The organism is Micromonospora sp. NPDC050495, assembly GCF_040655175.1.
Lineage (GTDB): Bacteria > Actinomycetota > Actinomycetes > Mycobacteriales > Micromonosporaceae > Micromonospora.
This window is the reverse complement of sequence record NZ_JBFAJK010000001.1, coordinates 167,721-185,901: the sequence shown is the minus strand read 5'-3', so window position 1 is coordinate 185,901 and position 18,181 is coordinate 167,721. Positions and strand designations below refer to the sequence as shown.

The window sequence follows — 18,181 nt, the reverse complement described above, 5'->3', positions numbered from 1 at the left end:
GCGGCGTCACTTCATGGTGGTGCCGGTGGAGCGCAGGTGCTCGCAGGCCTCCACCACGCGGGCGGCCATCCCGGACTCGGCGGCCTTGCCCCAGACCCGCGGGTCGTACATCTTCTTGTTGCCGACCTCGCCGTCCACCTTGAGCACGCCGTCGTAGTTGCGGAACATGTGGTCCGCGACCGGGCGGGAGAAGGTGTACTGGGTGTCGGTGTCGATGTTCATCTTCACCACGCCGTAGTCCAGCGCCTCGCGGATCTCCGACAGCAGCGAGCCGGAGCCGCCGTGGAAGACCAGGCTGAGCGGCTTCTCCTTGCCGTACTTGGCGCCGACCGCCTCCTGGATGTGCTTGAGCACCTCGGGGCGGAGCTTCACGTTGCCCGGCTTGTAGACGCCGTGCACGTTGCCGAAGGTCAGCGCCGCCATGTAGCGACCCTTCTCGCCGAGGCCGAGCGCCTCGACCATGGCCAGGCCGTCATCGACGGTGGTGTAGAGCTTCTCGTTGATGGCGTTCTCGACGCCGTCCTCCTCGCCGCCGACGACGCCGACCTCGATCTCCAGGACGATCTTGCCCTTGGCGGCCTGGCTGAGCAGCTCCTCGGCGATCTGGAGGTTCTCCGCCACCGGCACGGCCGAGCCGTCCCACATGTGCGACTGGAACAGCGGCTCCTGGCCGTTCTTCACGCGCTCCTGCGAGATGGCCATCAGCGGCCGGACGAACTTGTCCAGCTTGTCCTTGGGGCAGTGGTCGGTGTGCAGCGCGATGTTCACCGGGTACTTCTTGGCCACCTCGTGCGCGTAGGCGGCGAAGGCCACGGCGCCGGTCACCATGTCCTTGACGGACGGACCGGACAGGTATTCCGCGCCGCCGGTCGACACCTGGATGATGCCGTCGCTCTCCGCGTCGGCGAAGCCCTTGAGCGCCGCGTTCAGCGTCTGGGACGAGGTCACGTTGATCGCGGGGTACGCGTACCGGCCGGCCTTGGCCCGGTCCAGCATCTCCGCGTAAGCCTCGGGGGAAGCGATGGGCATATCTAACGCTCCTTACTTACCGCTCTCGGCCGTGCAGGCCGCTGTCTTCCATGGCGCCGACCGTTCCGGTCGCTGACGTCCACGGGTGCGCCGGACCGCGCTGTCCACCGCGGGAAGTATCCCGTAGGAGGTCGCGGCGGGCACAACCGACCCGGGAACCGCTCACCGCTCTGCCAGCCGGTCCGGCACCACCACGCTGATCAGCCAGGTCACCACGGCCATCACGATGGCCCCCCAGAACGCGGCCCAGAAGCCGTTGACGTGGAAGGGCAGGTCGAGCCCGCGGGCGATCCAGTCGGTGAGCAGGAACAGTAGGGCGTTCACCACGAGGGCGAAGAGGCCCAGCGTGAGCAGGTAGAACACGCAGCCGATCACCTTGATGACCGGCTTGAGCACCGCGTTGACCACACCGAAGATGAGCGCGACCACGATCAGGGTCAGCGCGTTGTTCGCGCCGCTGCGGCCGGTCACCTCCACTCCCGGGACGATCAGCGTGGTGATCCACAGGGCCACCGCGGTGATCGCTAGTCGGATCAGGAAACCCACCCCACCATCCTGGCACGGGCCTCGCGACCGGAGGGACGATCCGGCGACTCCGCCCGGGCGCGCCGGCCAAGGCCGGCCCCCCGGGCCCGCCGGCTGCGGGCCACGCCGGCCGGGGGGCACGCCGGCCGGGGGGCACGCCGGGCGGGGGCACGCCGGCCGCCACCCGGCGGTTCGGCCCGGCGCCGAGCGGGGGCCGGCCCCAGCCCGTACGGTGTGGTGGGAATGGTCCGCAGCGAGATCCAGGGAGGGACGATGGGTCAGCCCGACGAGGACTTCGCCCCGAGCGATCACCTCGCTCCGGAGGAGCGCGACCTGGAGGCGGAGCCGGCCGACGCGGTCGAGCAGGCGGCGGTGGTCACGCCGGACGACAGCGACGCCGAGCCGCACCGCGGCCTCGAGGTCGGTGACTGGGATGCCATGGAGCAGGCCCGGGTGGTCACCGCGGACGAGGACGACTACCGCTGAGCCGGCGGGCGGGGCCGGGAACCGGCCCCGCCCGGGTCAGCGCAGGCTGGTCACCTGGTCGGGGTGGGCCGCGGTCCACTCCGCCAGCCGGTCCTCGCGCAGCGCGGCGAGGAAGCCGGGGGCCAGTGCCGGGTTCATCCCCACCTGGTAGGAGCCCTGCTCCTCGAAGCGCACCGGCAGGCTGACCGCGACCGGCTCGGCGCCCGTCACTTTCCCGACGACCGAGAGCAGCGCCAGCAGCGAGGTGTCCCCGGTGTCGGTGACCAGATCGGGTCCGACCTGCACCATCAACCGGTTGAGCCGGGCCGGGTCGGTCAGCACACCCTGCTCCTGGATCCGGCGCAGCAGCCCGGCCGCATACCGGCCGGCGTTGCGGTCCCGGTCCAGGCCGCCGTTGCGCAGGCCGTACCGCTGCCGCAGCAGGTCCACCGCGGCCGCACCACCCAACTGCTGGCAGCCGGCCGGGAAGCGCCGGCCGGTGTGCACCGAGCGCACCGCCGCCGGCAGGCAGACCGGTACCCCGCCGACCGCGTCGGTGAGTTCCCGGGTCGCCGGGTAGGTGAGCACCGCGCCGGCGTCGATCGGTACGCCGACGAGTTGGGCGACCACCTGGCGGGTGTTCCGGTAGCCCGCCGCCAGGTCCACGGTCTTCCCGGCGCCGGCGGCGAACGACGCGTTGAGCTTGTCCCGCCCCCCGCCGGGGACCGGCACCGGCAGGTCGCGCGAGATCGAGACGAGGTAGAGCCGGCTCCGGTCGGCCGGCACGTGCACGAGCACGACGGAGTCGGCCCGCCGGCCCCCGTCGGCCGCGTCCACGCCGAGCAGCAGCACGTTCAGCGCCCCGGTGGGTACCGGTGACGCCGGTGCGGCGAGCTGACCCGACGGGGCCGGCGGCCGGGGCGCCAGCGCCGTGAAGCCGACCAGGGCGGCGGCGACCAGCGCCAACGCCGTGCCACCGAGACGCAGCCGCAGCCGGCGACGCCGGCGGCGGTTCGCCACCCGGTCGATGGCGGCGCGGAGCGGCCCGGTGGGCGGGGCGAGGGTCTCGTGCCGCGCGAAGGCAGCCCGCAGGTCGTCCTCGATCATCAGTGCACCTCCACGGTCTCGGCTCGAAGGGTGGCCAGGGCACGCGAGATGCTGGAGCGGACGGTGCCGACCGCGCAGCCGAGGATCTCGGCGATCTCCGCGTCGGGCAGGTCCTCGTAGTAGCGCAGCACCAGCGTGGCGCGCTGCCGGCGGGGCAGCCGGGACAGCCAGGACCAGATCTGGTCCCGGTCCACCGCGGACTGGGCGTGGTCGGTCGGCGCCGGCACCGCCTCGTCCGGTTCGCCGCGCAACAGCACCCGCCGCGCCCACGAGCCGCGCCGCCAGTCGATGTACTGGTTGGTCAGCATCCGCCGGACGTACCGCTCCGGGGCCTCGCTGCGCACCACCCGCCGCCAGTTCAACTGGACCCGCACCATGGTGTCCTGGACCAGGTCCTGCGCCTGGTGCGGATCGCCGGTCAGCATGACCGCGTACCGCAGCAGGACGCTCAGCCGCGCGTCGGCGAACTCCTCGTACGTCACTGCACCTCCCGGGTGTCCCGCTCAGTTGACGGGTACGGGTGGCCGGGACATTGCATCGTCCGACCGGTTCTTTTCCCCGGCCGCCGGCATTTCGGGGCAGCCGGCCCGGTGGCCGGTCCCCTACGCTGCGAACAGGCCGCACGAGGCGGGCCACGCGGAGGGGAATCATGGCACTCACCCGGACCGTCCGGCGGTGGCTCGCCGCCCTCGGCATCGCGGCCCTGGTCACGGCCGCCGGCACCGCCCCGGCCGGTGCGGCCGCCGCCGGCGACGACCTGGCGCTCTACGCGAACAACGCCGTGCTCACCCCGGGTGGCACCCTACGCACCATCTCGGTTTATCCGCTCACCGACCGACCGCTGCCCAGTTCGACGCTGACCGTCGACCGCGGCGAGGTCGACGCCTTCGCCCTGGTCGAGCCGCCCCCGGGCACCAGGTCCTGCACCGAGTCGGGGGCCGTCATCCGGTGCACGGTCCAGGGTGGTGCCGACTCGGCCCTGCTGCACCTGTCGGTCAGTGCCCGGGACGGCGCGACGGCGGGCCAGGAGGGCCGGCTCACGCTCACCCTGAGCACGCCCGACGCGGGCACCGCCACCGCCCGGCCCACCATCACGGTCGGCGAGGGCGTCGCCCTGGTGGCCGCCGCGGAACTGCCGCTCTCCGGCCGGCCCGGCGCCCGGCTCCCGGCGCCGCTCGCCGTGACGAACCGGGGCGCGACGCCCGCCCGCGGGGCGGTGCTGCTGGTCCAGGGCCCGTACCCGCTCCTTCCCGACCGGCGCTACCAGAACTGCCAGTACGCGGAGCGGCCGGTCCCGGATCTGGGCGCCACCGTCTTCGCCTGCTTCTTCCCGGACGCCGTGCTGGAGCCGGGCGCGACCGCGCGGCCGGACGACAGCTTCGCCCTGCGCTTCCGGCGGGACGCCTGGGCCCCCGACGACCTGCGGGGCAACGCGTTCTGGTTCACCCCGGCCGACTGGCGGGAGTTCCTGTCCATCGCGCGGCTCGGTGACCGGCTCGGCCCGTGGGGCACCCAGGGGACGCTCCGGCTGACGACCACCGCCGGCCTGGCCAGCGCCCCGCCGCAGACCGACGTCGACCCGTACGACAACGGCACCGCGCTCTTCCTGCACGTCACCGGCGACCAGCGGGCCGACCTGGCGGCCGACGGCGCCACCGTGACCGGCGTGGTGGGTGCGACCGTCCCGCTCACCGTGGGCTGGACCAACAACGGGCCGGCGGCCACCACCGTCGACGGCTCCCAGCAGCTCTGGACCCTGGCGCGGGTGCGGGTGCCCGAGGGCGCGGTCGCGGTGAGCGCGCCCCGGTCCTGCCAGGACGTCCGGCAGATCCGCGACGACGACCCCGGGCCCGAGATCCCGGAGTACGGCTGGGGGGTCCCGGGTGCCCGGGAGTACGAGTGCCACGCCACGGAGAACGTCCCGCCGGGCGGGCAGCTACGGCTGCGGTTCGAGCTGCGCATCACCCGCGCCGCCAGCACCGGCCGGATCGAGCTGCGCCACTACCGCGGGGACGAACGCCGCCCGGACCTGAACCCGGCGAACGACAGCGCGATCATCCGGGTCGCCCCGCCGGCGTCGGGCGGCGCGGGCGGCGGCGGCACGCTGCCGATCACCGGTGACCGGACCGCGTTGACCGCCGGACTCGGCGCCCTGCTGCTGGTCGCCGGCGCCGCCGGCTACCTGCTGGCCCGCCGCCGCCACACCCGCTTCGTCGCCTGACCGGGCCCACAAGCGGGCCGAAACACGATCGACAACGCTGAGACCATCAGACCGTGCTGCTCACCCTGACCACCACCCACCGTCCCGCCACCGACCTCGGCCACCTCCTCGTCAAGCACCCGGACCGCGTGCAGAGCTTCGACCTGCCCGCCGGCACCGCGCACGTGCTCTATCCCGAGGCGGACGAGGCGCGGTGCACGGCGGCGCTGCTGGTCGAGGTGGATCCGCTGAAGCTGGGCGGCGGGCGGGGCCGCCGGCAGGCGACCACGCCGGACGCCTTCACCCTCGGCCGGTACGTCAACGACCGCGCGTACGCGGCGTCCAGCCTGCTCTCCTCGGCGCTGGCCAAGGTCTTCCGGTCAGCGCTGCGCGGCGAGTCCCGGGACCGCCCGGAGCTGGCCGCCACCGCGATCCCGCTGGTGGTCCGGGTGCCGGTGCTGCGCTGCCGGGGCGGCGCCGAACTGGCCGGCCGGGTCTTCGGCCCGCTCGGCTGGGCGGTGACCGCCACCCCGATCCCGCTCGACGAGGCGTACCCGGAGTGGGGCGACAGCCGCTACGTGGACCTGACCCTGACCGGGACGCTGCGGGTCGCCGACGCGCTCAACCACCTGTACGTGCTGCTGCCGGTGCTGGACGACGCCAAGCACTACTGGGTGGCGCCGGACGAGGTGGACAAGCTGCTCCGGGCCGGCGCCGGCTGGCTCGCCGACCACCCGGAGCGGGCCCTGATCACCCGCCGCTACCTGGCCCACCGCCGGGCGCTCGCGGGCGAGGCGCTGGCCCGGCTGGCCGAGCTGCGGCTGGCCGACGAGCCGCCCGCCGACGACAGCGTGGACAGCGAGCAGCCTGACCCGGCCCCGCGGGCCTCCCTCGCGGTGCGCCGGCGGGAGGCGGTGCTGGCCGCGCTGCGGGACAGCGGCGCCGCCCGGGTGCTGGACCTGGGTTGCGGCGGCGGCGCGCTGCTCACCGCGCTGGTCGCGGACCGGCGGTTCACCGAGATCGTCGGGACGGACGTGTCCAGCCAGGCGCTCACCCTGGCCGCCCGGCGGCTGCGGCTGGACCGGCTGCCGGAGCGGCAGCGCGACCGGATCCGGCTCTGGCAGTCGGCGCTCACCTACCGGGACGACCGGCTGCGCGGCTACGACGCCGCGGTGCTCATGGAGGTGGTCGAGCATGTCGACCCGCCCCGACTGCCCGCGCTGGAGGACGCGGTGTTCGGGCACGCCCGGCCGGCGACGGTCGTGGTGACCACCCCGAACGTCGAGTACAACGTCCGCTACGAGGGGCTGGGCGCGGGCCGGTTCCGGCATGCCGACCACCGGTTCGAGTGGACCCGCGCCGAGTTCGCCGCCTGGGTGCGGCGGGTGGCGGCGGCGCACGGCTACACCGCCATGGTCGGCGGCGTCGGTGACGAGGACCCCGAGCTGGGCGCGCCGACCCAGCTCGCCGTACTGACCCGGAAGGAGGAGGCGTGAGCACCCTGGACATTCCCGAGCTGGCCCTGGTGGCGCTGGTCGGCGTCTCCGGCTCCGGCAAGTCGACCTTCGCCCGGCGGCACTTCCGGCCCAGCCAGGTGCTCTCCTCCGACGCCTTCCGGGGCATGGTGGCCGACGACGAGAACGACCAGTCCGCCTCCGGCGACGCGTTCGACGCGCTGCACCACGTCGCCGGCATCCGGCTGCGGCGGGGGCACCTGACCGTGGTCGACGCCACCAACCTCCAGCCGCACGCCCGGGCCGCCCTGGTGACGGTGGCCCGCGAGCACGACGTGCTGCCGGTGGCGATCGTGCTGGACGTGCCGGAGGCGCTGGCCTGGGAGCGTACCCAGGGGCGGGCCGACCGGACGCACGGCCGGCCGGTGCTGGCCCGGATGCAGCGGGACCTGCGGCAGTCGTACGGGCGGCTGGCCCGGGAGGGCTTCCGCAAGGTGCACGTGCTGCGCGGGGTCGACGAGATCGAGGCGGCCGAGATCCGCTACGAGAAGCTCTTCAACGACCGGCGCGAGCTGACCGGGCCGTTCGACATCGTCGGTGACGTGCACGGCTGCCGCGAGGAGCTGGAGGCGCTGCTGCTCCGGCTCGGTTACGCGCTGCGCCGCGACGACGCGGGCCGCCCGGTGGACGCGGCGCACCCGGCCGGGCGTACCGCGGTCTTCGTCGGTGACCTGGTGGACCGCGGCCCGGACTCGCCCGGCGTGCTGCGCCTGGTGATGGGCATGGTGGCGGCCGGGCACGCGATCTGCGTGCCGGGCAACCACGAGCAGAAGCTGCTGCGCAAGCTGCGCGGCCGGGACGTGCGGCTCACCCACGGCCTGGCCGAGACGATGACCCAGCTGGCGGCCGAGCCGGAGGGCTTCGTGGCGGAGACGGCGGCCTTCATCGACGGCCTGGTCAGCCACTACGTGCTGGACGGCGGGCGGCTGGTGGTGGCGCACGCCGGGCTCAAGGAGGCCTACCACGGCCGGGCCTCGGGCCGGGTGCGCTCGTTCGCCCTGTACGGCGAGACCACCGGCGAGACCGACGAGTACGGCCTGCCGGTGCGCTACCCGTGGGCGCGCGACTACCGGGGCTCGGCGATGGTCGTGTACGGGCACACCCCGACGCCGGCGCCCGAGTGGGTGAACAACACCATCTGCGTCGACACCGGCTGCGTCTTCGGCGGGCAGCTCACCGCGCTGCGTTACCCGGAGAAGGAGCTGGTCGCCGTCCCGGCGGTGCGCGAGTGGTACGCCCCGGCCCGCCCGCTGGTCCCGGTGGCGCCGGCCCGGCCGGACACCGTGCTGGACCTGGCCGACGTGGCCGGGCGGCGGCACCTGAGCCACGCGTACGGGACGCTGACCGTGCCGGCCGAGAACGCCGCCGCCGCGCTCGAGGTGATGAGCCGGTACGCGCTCGACCCGGGCCGGCTGGTCTGGCTGCCGCCGACCATGGCGCCCTGCTCGACGTCCACGGTGGACGGCTTCCTGGAACACCCGGCGCAGGCGTTCGCCGACTACCGGTCGGCCGGCGTCGAGCGGGTGGTCTGCGAGGAGAAGCACATGGGCTCGCGGGCGGTGGTGCTGGTGGAGCGGGAGCCGGGGCGGTTCGCCGGCGGCGCGGTGCACACCCGTACCGGCCGGCCGTTCTTCGGCTCGCCGCTCGACGACGAGCTGCTGGCCCGGGTGCGCGCGGCGGTCACCAGCGCCGGCCTCTGGGACGAGCTGGAGACCGACTGGCTGCTCCTGGACTGCGAGCTGCTGCCCTGGTCGGCGAAGGCGGGCGGGCTGATCCGCGAGCAGTACGCCGGGGTCGGCGCGGCCGGCCGGGCCGCCCTGCCGGCGGTGCTGGCGGCGCTGGACGCGGCGGCGACCCGAGGGCTGCCGGTGGAAGAGCTACGCGGCCGGATGGCCGACCGGGCGGCCGAGGTCACGGCGTACTCGGCGGCGTACCGGGGCTATGTCGGGCCGACCGACGGGCTGCGCGGGGTGACCCTGGCGCCGTTCGCCGTGCTGGCCGGGGCCGGCGCGAGCTTCGCCGACCGGGACCACGGCTGGCACCTGGCCTTGGCGGACCGGCTCTGCGCGGCGGACCCGGAGTTCTTCACGCCGACCCGGCGCCAGGTGGTCGACCTGACCGACGACGCGGCGGTGGCGGCGGCGACCGACTGGTGGCTGGCGCTGACCGCGGCCGGCGGCGAGGGCATGGTGGTCAAGCCGTACGCCGGCCTGGCCGCCCGCTCGCCGAAGGGGTCGCTGCTCCAGCCGGGGATCAAGTGCCGGGGCCGGGAGTACCTGCGGATCATCTACGGTCCCGGGTACACCGAGCCGGGTCAGCTCGCCGCGCTGCGGACCCGCTCGCTGGGCCGCAAGCGGGGGCTGGCGCTGCGCGAGCACGGCCTCGGCCTGGCCGCGCTGGACGCGCTCGGCGAGGACGCCCCGCTCTGGCGGCGGCACGAGCTGATCTTCGCGATCCTCGCGTGCGAGTCGGAACCGGTCGACCCACGCCTCTGACCAGGTACGCCCGGTCCGGCGCAACGCTGGACCGGGCCCGGGTACCCTTTGTGGCCGTGGACACAGCAGAAAAGACCCGAATGCTCTCGGAAAGCGTCGCGCTGAACCCGCTCGACCCGAAGGACCTGATCCACACTTTCGGGATGGTCGGGGTCTGGGCGATCCTCTTCGCCGAGACGGGCCTGCTGGTCGGCTTCTTCTTCCCGGGCGACTCGCTGCTCTTCCTGGCCGGGGTGGCGGCCTCGCCGGTGGCCGACGCGATCTTCGGGGACGGCACCCGGCTCTCCCTGGCCAGCCTGCTGATCGGCGGCCCGCTCTGCGCCATCGCGGGCGCGCAGCTCGGGCACTGGCTCGGCGCCCGGTACGGCCAGCGGATGTTCGACCGCCCCAACTCCCGCCTCTTCAAGCGGGAGTACGTGGAGAAGGCCGAGTACTACTTCCAGAAGTTCGGCCCGGCGAAGGCCGTGGTGCTGGCCCGGTTCATCCCGATCGTGCGGACCTTCCTCAACCCGGTCGCCGGGGTGCTCGGCATGCCGGCCCGGCAGTTCCTGCTCTGGAACATCGTCGGCGCGATCCTCTGGGTGGACGGCATCCTGCTGGCCGGCTACCTGCTGGCCCACCAGATCTACGATGCGATCGGCGACAAGATCGACCGGTACATCCTGCCGGTGGTCGCCCTGATCGTGCTGATCTCGGTGCTGCCGATCTTCTTCGAGTTCCTCCGCGACCGGCGGGCCCGCAAGCGCGGCGAGGCGGCCGCGGTGGTGGCCGCGGCGAGCGCCGCCGGCGCGATCGAGGCGGTGCGGGACGCGATCGACGGTGACGACCACCGCGGGCACGAGCCGCGTCACCGCCGCTGACCTCCGGACAGACCGATGGCCGGCCCCCTGGGGGGCCGGCCATCAACGTTGTCGAGCTGCGGGTGGCACGGATGACGGGCGACCGTCACCTGTGGCCCGGCGCGTCCGATGCCGCATCACGGCCCCGGACAGCCATCCGATGGGTGGCGCCACCCCTGGCACGCCACCCGTCACCGCCCGTCGGAGGGTCAACCCCGACCTCGGCACGTCCAGTTGTCAGCGGGCCTTCTTGGTGGCCCGCTTACGCGGCGGGGTGAGCAGATCCGCGATCGTGGCGATCGCGGTCGGCACCAGCCGGTAGTACGCCCAGACCCCACGCTTCTCCCGCTCCAGCAAGCCGGCCTCGGTGAGGATGCGCAGGTGGTGGCTGACCGTCGGCTGCGAGAGGCCGAGCGGTGCGGTGAGGTCACACACGCACGCCTCCCCCTCGGGCGCCGACTGGATCAGGCTGAGCAGCCGGAGCCGGGCAGGGTCGGCGAGGGCCTTGAGGACCCCGGCGAGACGCTCGGCATCGGCACGTTCGATCGGCTCGCCGGCAAGCGGCGAGATCTGAGGCATGGTCATTTCAGCCAACGCAGTTCCCACGTATTCCATCCTTCCACCAGCAGCATCGATCCGCCTGCATATCAGCAGATCCGAATCGGCAAACTTTTACGCCACAAGGCCGAGGTCAGCCAACGTATAGGCCGCTCGATACGGCAATCCGGCGGCTCGCACCGCGTCGCCGGCGCCTCGATCAACAATAACCGCCACACCGATCACCTCGGCCCCGGCCTCGCGCAGCGCCTCAACGGCGGTCAACACGCTGTCGCCCGTCGTCGAGGTGTCCTCGACCGCCAGGACGCGCCGCCCGGCGACGTCCGGCCCTTCGATACGCCGCTGGAGCCCGTGCGCCTTACCCGCCTTGCGCACCACGAAGGCGTCCAGCGGCCGGTCGGTCCCGGCCGACGCGTGCAGCATCGCGGCGGCGACCGGATCGGCCCCGAGCGTCAGTCCACCGACCGAGTCGTACGCCCAGTCGGCGGTGAGGTCCCGCATCACCCGGCCCACCAGCGGTGCGGCCTCGTGATGCAGCGTGACGCGACGCAGATCGACGTACCAGTCCGCCTCGCGGCCCGACGAGAGCACCACACGGCCGTGGACCACAGCCAGGTCGGTGATGAATTTACGCAGGTCGTCCTGGTCCCCCATGGCGATAGAGGGTACTGCGCAAGTCTGGGAGGCGTCTGTCGGGTCCACCCCAGGTCAACCCTGCGGGCGACGACGGATGGCGATGTTCGACTACGTTCCGCGACCGTCCACCTGGGCCACCCGGCGCCCGTCGGCGTCCAGGCGGAGCGGGGTGGCCGGTCCGCCGGTCAGGCGCCGACGCGGCCCCGGTTGTCCCGGGAAACGCCCCGCAACAACCGCCGCGGCGCGTGCCGCAGGCCCGCCACGGCCAGCTTGTATTTCCAGCTGGGCACGCTGACGAGCTTGCCTTTTCGCAGGTCACGCAGCCCTTCGTCGACCACCTCGTCGGCCCGCAACCACATCCAGCGGGGGGTGCGAGACATGTCGATGCCGGCCCGCTCGTGGTAACCGGTGCGGGTGTAGCCCGGGCAGAGCGCCATTACCCGGACGCCCAGCGGGGCCACGGAAAGAGCAATCGATTCACTGAAATTCGTCACCCAGGCCTTGCTGGCCGAGTAGGTCGAGCCGGGCATCGGAACGCCGAAACCGGCAACCGAAGAGACATTTATCACTGTCCCACTGGCCCGCTCGATCATCGGTCCCAGGGCCGCGTGGGTCAGCCGGAGCACCGCCAGCACGTTCAACCGCAGCAGCCGAGCCTCGTCCTGCACCGCCGACCGGACGAACGGGGTGTTCAGGCTGATCCCGGCATTGTTCACCAGCAGCTCGATCGGCGGATCGGCGGCGAGCCGGCGCTCCACGGTCGCACAGCCGTCGTCGGTGGACAGATCGGCGGAGATGGTCTCCACCCGGCGGCCGTGCCGGCCGGTCAACTCGGCCGCCGTCGCGTCCAGCCGGCCGGCGTCCCGGGCCACCAGCACCAGGTCCCAGCCGTCGGCGGCGAGCCGGCGGGCGAAGGCCTCGCCGATACCCAGGCTGGCCCCGGTGATCAGGGCACGGCGCGGGGCGGGGTGGGGATCGTCGGTCACGGTCGTTCCTCGGGGGGCGGGGTCGGCCCGGGCGGTGCCGACGCGGGGGGCGGGGTGGGTGGGGCCCAGGGCGACCCGGGCCCGTAGGCCGGCGGGTGCGGCGGCGGCCCGGCGGGCGGACCGTAACCCGGCGGCCCGGAAGCCGGACCGGACGGCGGGCCGTAGGCCGGGCCGGGCGGCGCGGAGGCCGGGTAGGTCGGGCCGGGCGGCGCGGACGGCGGGCCGTAGGCCGGGCCGGGCGGCGCGGACGGCGGGGCGTAGGCCGGGCCGGGCGGGGGCAGCGGGCCGGTGGGCGGCGCGGGGCGGCGGTGCAGGAACGCGCCCGCCGCGGGCAGGGTCAGCAGCGCCGCCACCAGGAGGTAGCCGAGGACCTGCGCCACCGACAGCGTCGCGTTCAGCGGGATCCACCAGCCCGGATACGCGTCCCCGAGCCGGCCGAGCAACTCCATGGTGTCCCGGTTGTCGCCGGTCACCCGCAGCGGGGCGGCCCGCTGGCCGACCAGGGCGGCCAGCCCGCAACAACCGCAGCAGAGGCCCAGCCCGGCGACGACCCAGGTGCCCACCCGGGCGCCGGGGCGACCGGAGCGCAGCCCGAGGGCGAGCCCGGCGAGGACCAGCGCCATCAGCACGCCGATCACCGCCGCCAGCGCGGTGGTGCCGCGCAGCAGCGACACCACCTCGTCGATCTCGGTGCGGCCGGCCCCGGTGGCCTGCGCCGACGCCCGAAACCGGTCGGCCGTGCCGGTCGCCACGACCAGGGCGGCGACCGCGTACGCCACCGATCCGGCGGCCATCAGCAGCAGCAGCGCCGCCGCCGCGACGACCACCCCGGGGCGGCGGGGCGCGGCCTGATCGGGGTACGACACGACGAATCCCTCCGGTAGGCGTCGGCTTGCAACCTACTCGGAGGGATCGTCGGAGTCGCTCTTATCGCGGCGTCAACTTCCCGCGGGCGGCTCGGGGTTCCGGCGCTCGCCGGGCTCCGCCGCCGGCCGCGGCTGGTCCGGCGACGACGCCGGCCCGGGCCGATCCGGTGACGACGCCGGGCCCGGCTGATCGGGCGAGGACGCCGGGCCCGGCTGACCCGGCGAGGACGCCGGCCCGGGCTGATCCGGTGACGACGCCGGCCCGGGCTGATCCGGTGACGACGCCGGCCCGGGCTGATCCGGAGACCCGGGGTAGCCGGGTGCGGGCGGGTAACCGGGCGTCGACGGGTAACCGGGCGTCGACGGGTAGCCGGGGTAGGCGGCGCCGGGCACCGGCACCGGCGGCTCCCAGGCCTGCGGCCGCTTGCGGAAGAACTCGTTGGCCGCCGGCAGCGCCAGCAGGATCAGCGCGGTCAGCAGAGCCAGCAGGGTCAGCACGCCGAGCAGGGTGTTGACCGGGCCGTACCAGGAGGGCATGGCGTCGGAGAGCCGGCGCGCGATCTCCTCGCTGCTCGGCACGTCGCCGCTGGTGCTGCCGCCGCCGGTGAGGCCGCCCGCCGCGCTGTTCAGCAGGTTGCCGCCGGTGCAGCAGATGAGGATGCCGCCGAGCACCCAGGTGGTGATCCGGGAGCCGTTACGGCCCCGGTTGTTCAGCATCGCGAGCACGACGAGCCCGATCGCGAGCAGCAGGGTCAGCACGGCCGCGACGAGGCCGAACACCCAGATGAAGTCGGCCGCGCCCTCGACCGACGTGCCGGCATAGGCGTCCCGCATGACCTCCCGAACCGTGCCGATGGTGGCCAGCGTCAGGATCAGGCTGATCAGCTGGATCGCCGCGACCCCGATGAGCAGCCAACTGGACGCCGTGACCACGGCGGGACGCGCGCGGGGCGGGGTGCCCGGAGCATCGACCATGATTCTCCCTCCCTAGATCAGAGGACCACCGTAGCGAGCCCGCGCCCTGACGGCACGGTCTGGCGGGCCGGATCCTCGCCGGTCAGCGGCCGGACGCCTCGGCCTCGCGGCGGAGCCGGCGGTGCTCCGCGGTGACCACGCCGAGCAGGGCGAGGTCGAGGGCGAGCGCGGAGACCGCGCCGAACTGGTTGACCGTGAAATTGAAGATCTGCCCGAACAGCAGGTCCACCAGGAGCGCCAGCTTGAACAACCGGAACGCGTCCGCCCGGTCCCGGCGCAGCAACCAGGCCGCCCGTACGCTGAGCACCGCGGTGATCAGCGCGGCGATCGAGGTGCCGAGCACGGCACCCCACTCCCGTTCCTGGTCCAGTTCCCCGGTCACGCCGTCGAGCGCCACCGCCACGACGGTCAGCACCGGCTCCGCCACCAGGTAGATGACCACCGGCCAGACCAGCCACCGCTGGGCGGCCACCCAGGCGGCGAGGCGGCGGGCCCGGTCCGCGCCGCGTTGCCAGAACCGCACCGGCGGCGGCTCGCGCCGGGGCACCGCGTCGAGCAACCGCACCATGGCCGCCTCGGTGGCCGGTCCGGTCCCCTGCACCATCCGCAGCACGGCGATCCGCCGCCGGTCGGTGAGCCCGCCGGGCACCCCGGTGAGCACCATGTCGAGGGCGTTGGCGAGCCGCTCCGGCGGGGTGAGCCGGGTCCGACCGGTCCGCCCACGTACCGCCTGGGTGAGCACCACCAGCAGGGCGAACGCGCCGTAGATGATGCCGGCGGCGGGGGCGTAGAAGTAGTCGGTGCCGGTGGTGACGAACTTGCCCACCTCGTCGATGAAGAGCCCGAAACCGATCCCGCCGATGATCGCCGCGGCGGTCCGCGGCCCGCCGCCGAGGAAGACCATCCCGACGCCGAGCCCGAGCCCCATCAGCAACCCGCCCCAGAGCACGTGCGCGATGTGCAGCCCGCCCCCGCCGAGCTGCGGGAACCCGGTGGCCTGGAGGTACGCCCGGAGGCCGAGCACGGTGACCACGCCGGAGAGCACGAACGCCTGGAGGTACGCGGCGGCGTCGACGGCCCGGGTGGGGATCCGCCGGCGCAACCAGCCGAGTCCCGGGCCGGGCAACGGGCGGCGGGACGGTCCGGGCCACATGCCCCGAAACTAGTAGCCCCGCCACTCCACGCGGGCGTAGTCGAGCACCCTGGGCCGCAGCAGCGTGGAGGCGGGCACGTCCAGCCGGGCCCGGTCGGCGGGGAAGGCGGCCGCCGCGGCGAGCACCGCCGGGGTGAGGTAGCGCAGCGGCGGCGCGTCGGCGGGCAGCGCCAGCGCCGGCGGTTCCGATCCGGGTGCGGCCAGCACGTACCCCCAGTCGCCGAAGCTCGGCACGTCCACGTGGTACGGCACGGTGGCGAAGCCGGCCTCGCGGACCGACCGCTCGATCGACCAGTACGACCGGGGCGCGAAGTACGGTGAGCCGGCCTGCACGACCAGCCGCCCGCCGGGGGCGACCACCGAGCGGATCAACGCGTAGAACTCGACGGTGTAGAGCTTCGCGGTGGCCGTCTCGTCCGGGTCGGGCAGGTCGGCGATGACCACGTCGAACCGTTCGGTGGCGGTCCGCAGCCAGCCGAACGCGTCGAGGTTGAGCACCCGGACCCGGGGATCGGCCAGCGAGTTCCGATTGAGTTCGCGCAGCTGCGTCTCGGTCTTCGCCAGCCGCACCACGGCCGGGTCCAGGTCGACCAGGGTCACCCGCCGCACGTCCGGATACTTCAAGATCTCCCGCAGCGCCAGCCCGTCCCCGGCGCCGAGGACCAGCACGTCGCCGTGCGGGCCGCGCATCGCCGGGTGGACCAGCGACTCGTGGTAGCGGTACTCGTCGATCGAGCTGAACTGGAGATCGCCGTTGAGGAAGAGCCGCAGGTCGGTGTCGGCGTGGCCGATCTCCCGCACCGACCGGGTCAGCACGATCTCCTGGTAGCGGCTCCGCTCGGCGTGCACCACCGGGTCGCGGTAGAGCTGCTGCCGCGCGGTCACCTCGAAGTCGTGCGCGGTGACCCACGCGTACCCGAGGCAGAGGGCGACCACGACGCTGCCGGCGCCGAGCGCGAGCCGGGCCCGGCCGCTCAGGTCGGCCCGGAACACCGTGCACACCAGGGCGACGCCGGCCACCGCGTTCACCGCGCCGACCACCAGGGCGCCCTTGAGCTGACCGAAGACCGGCATCAGCAGGAACGGGAAGGCCAGCCCGCCGAGCAGCGCGCCGACATAGTCGGCGGCGAACAGGTCGGCCACCGCGCTCCCGGCGGACTGCTCCCGGATGCGTTGCAGCATCACCATGAGCAGCGGGATCTCCGCGCCGATCAGCAGGCCGAGCACGAACGCGGTGCCGACCAGCGCCGGCCCGTACAGGTCCAGCCAGGCGAAGGCGGCGTAGAGGCCGAGCACGGAGAGGCCGCCGAGCAGGGCGAGGGTCAGCTCGATCGCGGCGAAGGCCGCCGCCGCCCGGGACTGCAACGGCTTCGCGACCAGCGCGCCGACCCCCATCGCGAAGACCATCACGCCGAGCACGATCGACGCCTGGCCGACCGCGTCCCCGATCAGGTAGCTGCCGAGGGCGACCAGCGCCAGCTCGTACACCAGGCCGCAGGCCGCGCAGACGAATACCGCGAGCAGGACCGCCGCGCGGGCCGGCCGCCAGGAGGGCCGCGCCGGCGCGTCGGTGGTCACGCCCGCTCCTGGGTACGCGCGGCCACCGCGGCCGCCCCGGGGCGCTGCGCGGGCCCGGCTCCCCGGCGCTGGTGGCCGTTCCGGGGCGACGCGTCCGACGCCGCGCCGCGACCCGTCGCCCGGCGGCGCTGCACCACGCCCACGGTGATGAAGAGCGCGGCGAGCAGGAACAGCCCGACCGTGGCGAGCAGCCAGCCCCACCGGTCCCGCAGGTAGTCGCTGCCGGCGTCGGGCAGCGGGGACGGGCTGCCCGCCGCCGGGAGCGGGGCGTCGGCCGGCTCGGCCAGGCCGGCCTCGACGGCGAGCAGCGGCAGCATCACGGCGGCGCGGGTGACCGCCCAGCCCGGGTCGTCGACGAAGGCGTCCTCGGTGAGCCCGAGCCGCGCCAGCCCCCGCTCGACCTGCCCGAGGTCGGCGGGGTCGATCTCCGGCGAGCCGGTCACCTCGATCCGGGCGAAGTCGTTGCTCTCGCTGCTCTCCGAGACGTAGCCGACGTTGGCGGTCACCTGCAGCCAGCGCGGGCAGGCCGGGTTCTCCTCGACCGCGATGCCGTCGCCGAGGTTGGAGCCGACGTTGCGCGGGGCGGTGCCGTAGTCGTAGTAGTCCACCAGCGCCCAGCCGTAGCAGAGGCCCTGTTCGGCGCTGGTGCGCTGGAGGATCGCCACGCTGTCGGTCCGCTCGTCGACGGCCGGCGCCGGCACCGTGCGGTCCCCGTCGCCGTTGAGCACCCCCGCCACCACGCAGCCGGCGAGGACCAGGCCGGCGGCCAACCAGGCGACCCAGGCGGCCTTCCGGTTCGCCGCCCGCTTGGCGGTCATCAGCTGATCGCGGCGGCGATGATCGCGCCGGTGGCGAGGTGCACGACGGCGGAGACCCAGACCGCGGGGTGCGGCTCGGGGTCGACCAGGATCTCCCCGAGCCGGCCCGGCGTGGCCATGTCCAGCAGCAGGAACGACGCGGCCATGATGACCAGCCCGAGGATGCCGTACGCGGCGGCGCCGACCAGGCCGAGCGTGAAGTCGTCCGCGCTGGCGGCGATCGCGGCGACCACGATGATGCCGACGCCGGCCAGGTTCGAGGCGAGCAGCAGCGCGGCGTTGCGGTTGCGCGCCACCCAGATCAGCTCGTGCAGCTTGCCGGGGGTGGCGACGTCGACCAGCACGTAGCCGACGGCCATCAGGGCGACGCCGACCACGCCGTAGGCCAGCGTGACGAGCAGATCGGTGATCAGGGTCTGCACAGGGCACTCCAGGAT

The 18,181-nt window shown here is 74.1% G+C and carries 17 protein-coding genes and 1 pseudogene; 5 read left to right on the top strand and 13 right to left on the bottom strand.

The features are described 5' to 3' along the window. Positions 1-6: 6 nt before the first annotated feature. Entirely contained in the window at positions 7-1,029 is a 1,023-nt protein-coding gene (fbaA, locus tag AB0I11_RS00870) for a class II fructose-bisphosphate aldolase (RefSeq protein WP_357308525.1), read from the bottom strand. Positions 1,030-1,191: 162 nt separating this feature from the next. Further along, positions 1,192-1,575: a phage holin family protein gene (locus tag AB0I11_RS00865; protein ID WP_357308522.1), complete on the bottom strand. Its 384-nt coding sequence runs from the start codon at positions 1,573-1,575 to the stop codon at positions 1,192-1,194. A 252-nt stretch (positions 1,576-1,827) separates the two neighbouring features. On the opposite strand from AB0I11_RS00865, the gene AB0I11_RS00860 reads away from it, so the two are divergent. Further along, on the top strand, positions 1,828-2,040 hold the full coding sequence (locus AB0I11_RS00860; RefSeq protein ID WP_357308519.1) for a hypothetical protein: 213 nt from the start codon (positions 1,828-1,830) through the stop codon (positions 2,038-2,040). Between the two features lie 36 nt (positions 2,041-2,076). On the opposite strand, the gene AB0I11_RS00855 is transcribed toward AB0I11_RS00860, so the two are convergent. Next, the gene (locus AB0I11_RS00855; protein WP_357308516.1) at positions 2,077-3,126 is read right to left on the bottom strand and encodes an LCP family protein; all 1,050 of its coding nucleotides are present in this window, start codon (positions 3,124-3,126) and stop codon (positions 2,077-2,079) included. Then, positions 3,126-3,608: a SigE family RNA polymerase sigma factor gene (locus AB0I11_RS00850; protein WP_357308513.1), complete on the bottom strand. Its 483-nt coding sequence runs from the start codon at positions 3,606-3,608 to the stop codon at positions 3,126-3,128. The genes AB0I11_RS00855 and AB0I11_RS00850 overlap by 1 nt, the downstream gene beginning before the upstream one ends. Positions 3,609-3,775: 167 nt before the next feature. Here AB0I11_RS00850 and AB0I11_RS00845 point away from each other — a divergent pair, with 167 nt between their 5' ends. The 4 genes from AB0I11_RS00845 (at position 3,776) to AB0I11_RS00830 (ending at position 10,195) form a co-directional block, all read left to right on the top strand. Further along, positions 3,776-5,347 carry an LPXTG cell wall anchor domain-containing protein gene (locus AB0I11_RS00845; RefSeq protein ID WP_357308510.1) on the top strand — a complete coding sequence of 524 codons (1,572 nt, stop codon included), beginning with the start codon at positions 3,776-3,778 and terminating at the stop codon, positions 5,345-5,347. Positions 5,348-5,400: 53 nt separating this feature from the next. Further along, positions 5,401-6,822, top strand: coding sequence for a 3' terminal RNA ribose 2'-O-methyltransferase Hen1 (locus AB0I11_RS00840; RefSeq protein ID WP_357308507.1), 1,422 nt, complete (start codon positions 5,401-5,403; stop codon positions 6,820-6,822). Continuing rightward, complete coding sequence (locus AB0I11_RS00835; protein ID WP_357308504.1) at positions 6,819-9,335, top strand: polynucleotide kinase-phosphatase; 2,517 nt, start codon at positions 6,819-6,821, stop codon at positions 9,333-9,335. Before AB0I11_RS00840 ends, AB0I11_RS00835 begins: the two co-directional genes overlap by 4 nt. 80 nt (positions 9,336-9,415) lie before the next feature. Beyond that, positions 9,416-10,195 (top strand): DedA family protein, encoded by a 780-nt coding sequence (locus AB0I11_RS00830; protein WP_357310039.1) that lies wholly within the window; start codon positions 9,416-9,418, stop codon positions 10,193-10,195. A 216-nt stretch (positions 10,196-10,411) separates the two neighbouring features. On the opposite strand, the gene AB0I11_RS00825 is transcribed toward AB0I11_RS00830, so the two are convergent. From AB0I11_RS00825 to AB0I11_RS00785, 9 genes and pseudogenes are all read right to left on the bottom strand, one after another. Beyond that, a complete protein-coding gene (locus AB0I11_RS00825; protein ID WP_007073957.1) occupies positions 10,412-10,789 on the bottom strand; it encodes a metalloregulator ArsR/SmtB family transcription factor in 378 nt (125 codons plus the stop codon). 57 nt (positions 10,790-10,846) lie between these two features. Further along, a complete protein-coding gene (gene pyrE / locus AB0I11_RS00820; RefSeq protein WP_357308501.1) occupies positions 10,847-11,386 on the bottom strand; it encodes an orotate phosphoribosyltransferase in 540 nt (179 codons plus the stop codon). 167 nt (positions 11,387-11,553) lie between these two features. After that, the gene (locus tag AB0I11_RS00815) at positions 11,554-12,354 is read right to left on the bottom strand and encodes an SDR family oxidoreductase (protein WP_357308498.1); all 801 of its coding nucleotides are present in this window, start codon (positions 12,352-12,354) and stop codon (positions 11,554-11,556) included. Between the two features lie 251 nt (positions 12,355-12,605). Then, positions 12,606-13,220 (bottom strand): annotated as a pseudogene (locus tag AB0I11_RS00810) (hypothetical protein); the annotation flags it as partial. Between the two features lie 72 nt (positions 13,221-13,292). After that, positions 13,293-14,195 (bottom strand): hypothetical protein, encoded by a 903-nt coding sequence (locus AB0I11_RS00805; protein ID WP_357308495.1) that lies wholly within the window; start codon positions 14,193-14,195, stop codon positions 13,293-13,295. A gap of 82 nt (positions 14,196-14,277) precedes the next feature. Further along, entirely contained in the window at positions 14,278-15,285 is a 1,008-nt protein-coding gene (locus AB0I11_RS00800) for a hypothetical protein (RefSeq protein WP_357310031.1), read from the bottom strand. A 72-nt stretch (positions 15,286-15,357) separates the two neighbouring features. Next, complete coding sequence (locus AB0I11_RS00795; protein ID WP_357308492.1) at positions 15,358-16,926, bottom strand: polyamine aminopropyltransferase; 1,569 nt, start codon at positions 16,924-16,926, stop codon at positions 15,358-15,360. Next, on the bottom strand, positions 16,923-17,744 hold the full coding sequence (locus tag AB0I11_RS00790; protein WP_357308489.1) for a hypothetical protein: 822 nt from the start codon (positions 17,742-17,744) through the stop codon (positions 16,923-16,925). Before AB0I11_RS00790 ends, AB0I11_RS00795 begins: the two co-directional genes overlap by 4 nt. Then, positions 17,744-18,166: a DUF350 domain-containing protein gene (locus AB0I11_RS00785; RefSeq protein WP_357308487.1), complete on the bottom strand. Its 423-nt coding sequence runs from the start codon at positions 18,164-18,166 to the stop codon at positions 17,744-17,746. Before AB0I11_RS00785 ends, AB0I11_RS00790 begins: the two co-directional genes overlap by 1 nt. Positions 18,167-18,181 lie beyond the last annotated feature (15 nt).

What these genes read in the sequence shown, in the direction of transcription:
- fbaA (WP_357308525.1), bottom strand. Translation starts at nt 1,029, where the DNA reads ATGCCCATCGCTTCCCCCGAGGCTTACGCGGAGATGCTGGACCGGGCC.
- AB0I11_RS00860 (WP_357308519.1), top strand. Translation starts at nt 1,828, where the DNA reads ATGGGTCAGCCCGACGAGGACTTCGCCCCGAGCGATCACCTCGCTCCG.
- AB0I11_RS00855 (WP_357308516.1), bottom strand. Translation starts at nt 3,126, where the DNA reads ATGATCGAGGACGACCTGCGGGCTGCCTTCGCGCGGCACGAGACCCTC.
- AB0I11_RS00845 (WP_357308510.1), top strand. Translation starts at nt 3,776, where the DNA reads ATGGCACTCACCCGGACCGTCCGGCGGTGGCTCGCCGCCCTCGGCATC.
- AB0I11_RS00830 (WP_357310039.1), top strand. Translation starts at nt 9,416, where the DNA reads ATGCTCTCGGAAAGCGTCGCGCTGAACCCGCTCGACCCGAAGGACCTG.
- AB0I11_RS00825 (WP_007073957.1), bottom strand. Translation starts at nt 10,789, where the DNA reads ATGGAATACGTGGGAACTGCGTTGGCTGAAATGACCATGCCTCAGATC.
- pyrE (WP_357308501.1), bottom strand. Translation starts at nt 11,386, where the DNA reads ATGGGGGACCAGGACGACCTGCGTAAATTCATCACCGACCTGGCTGTG.
- AB0I11_RS00805 (WP_357308495.1), bottom strand. Translation starts at nt 14,195, where the DNA reads ATGGTCGATGCTCCGGGCACCCCGCCCCGCGCGCGTCCCGCCGTGGTC.
- AB0I11_RS00790 (WP_357308489.1), bottom strand. Translation starts at nt 17,744, where the DNA reads ATGACCGCCAAGCGGGCGGCGAACCGGAAGGCCGCCTGGGTCGCCTGG.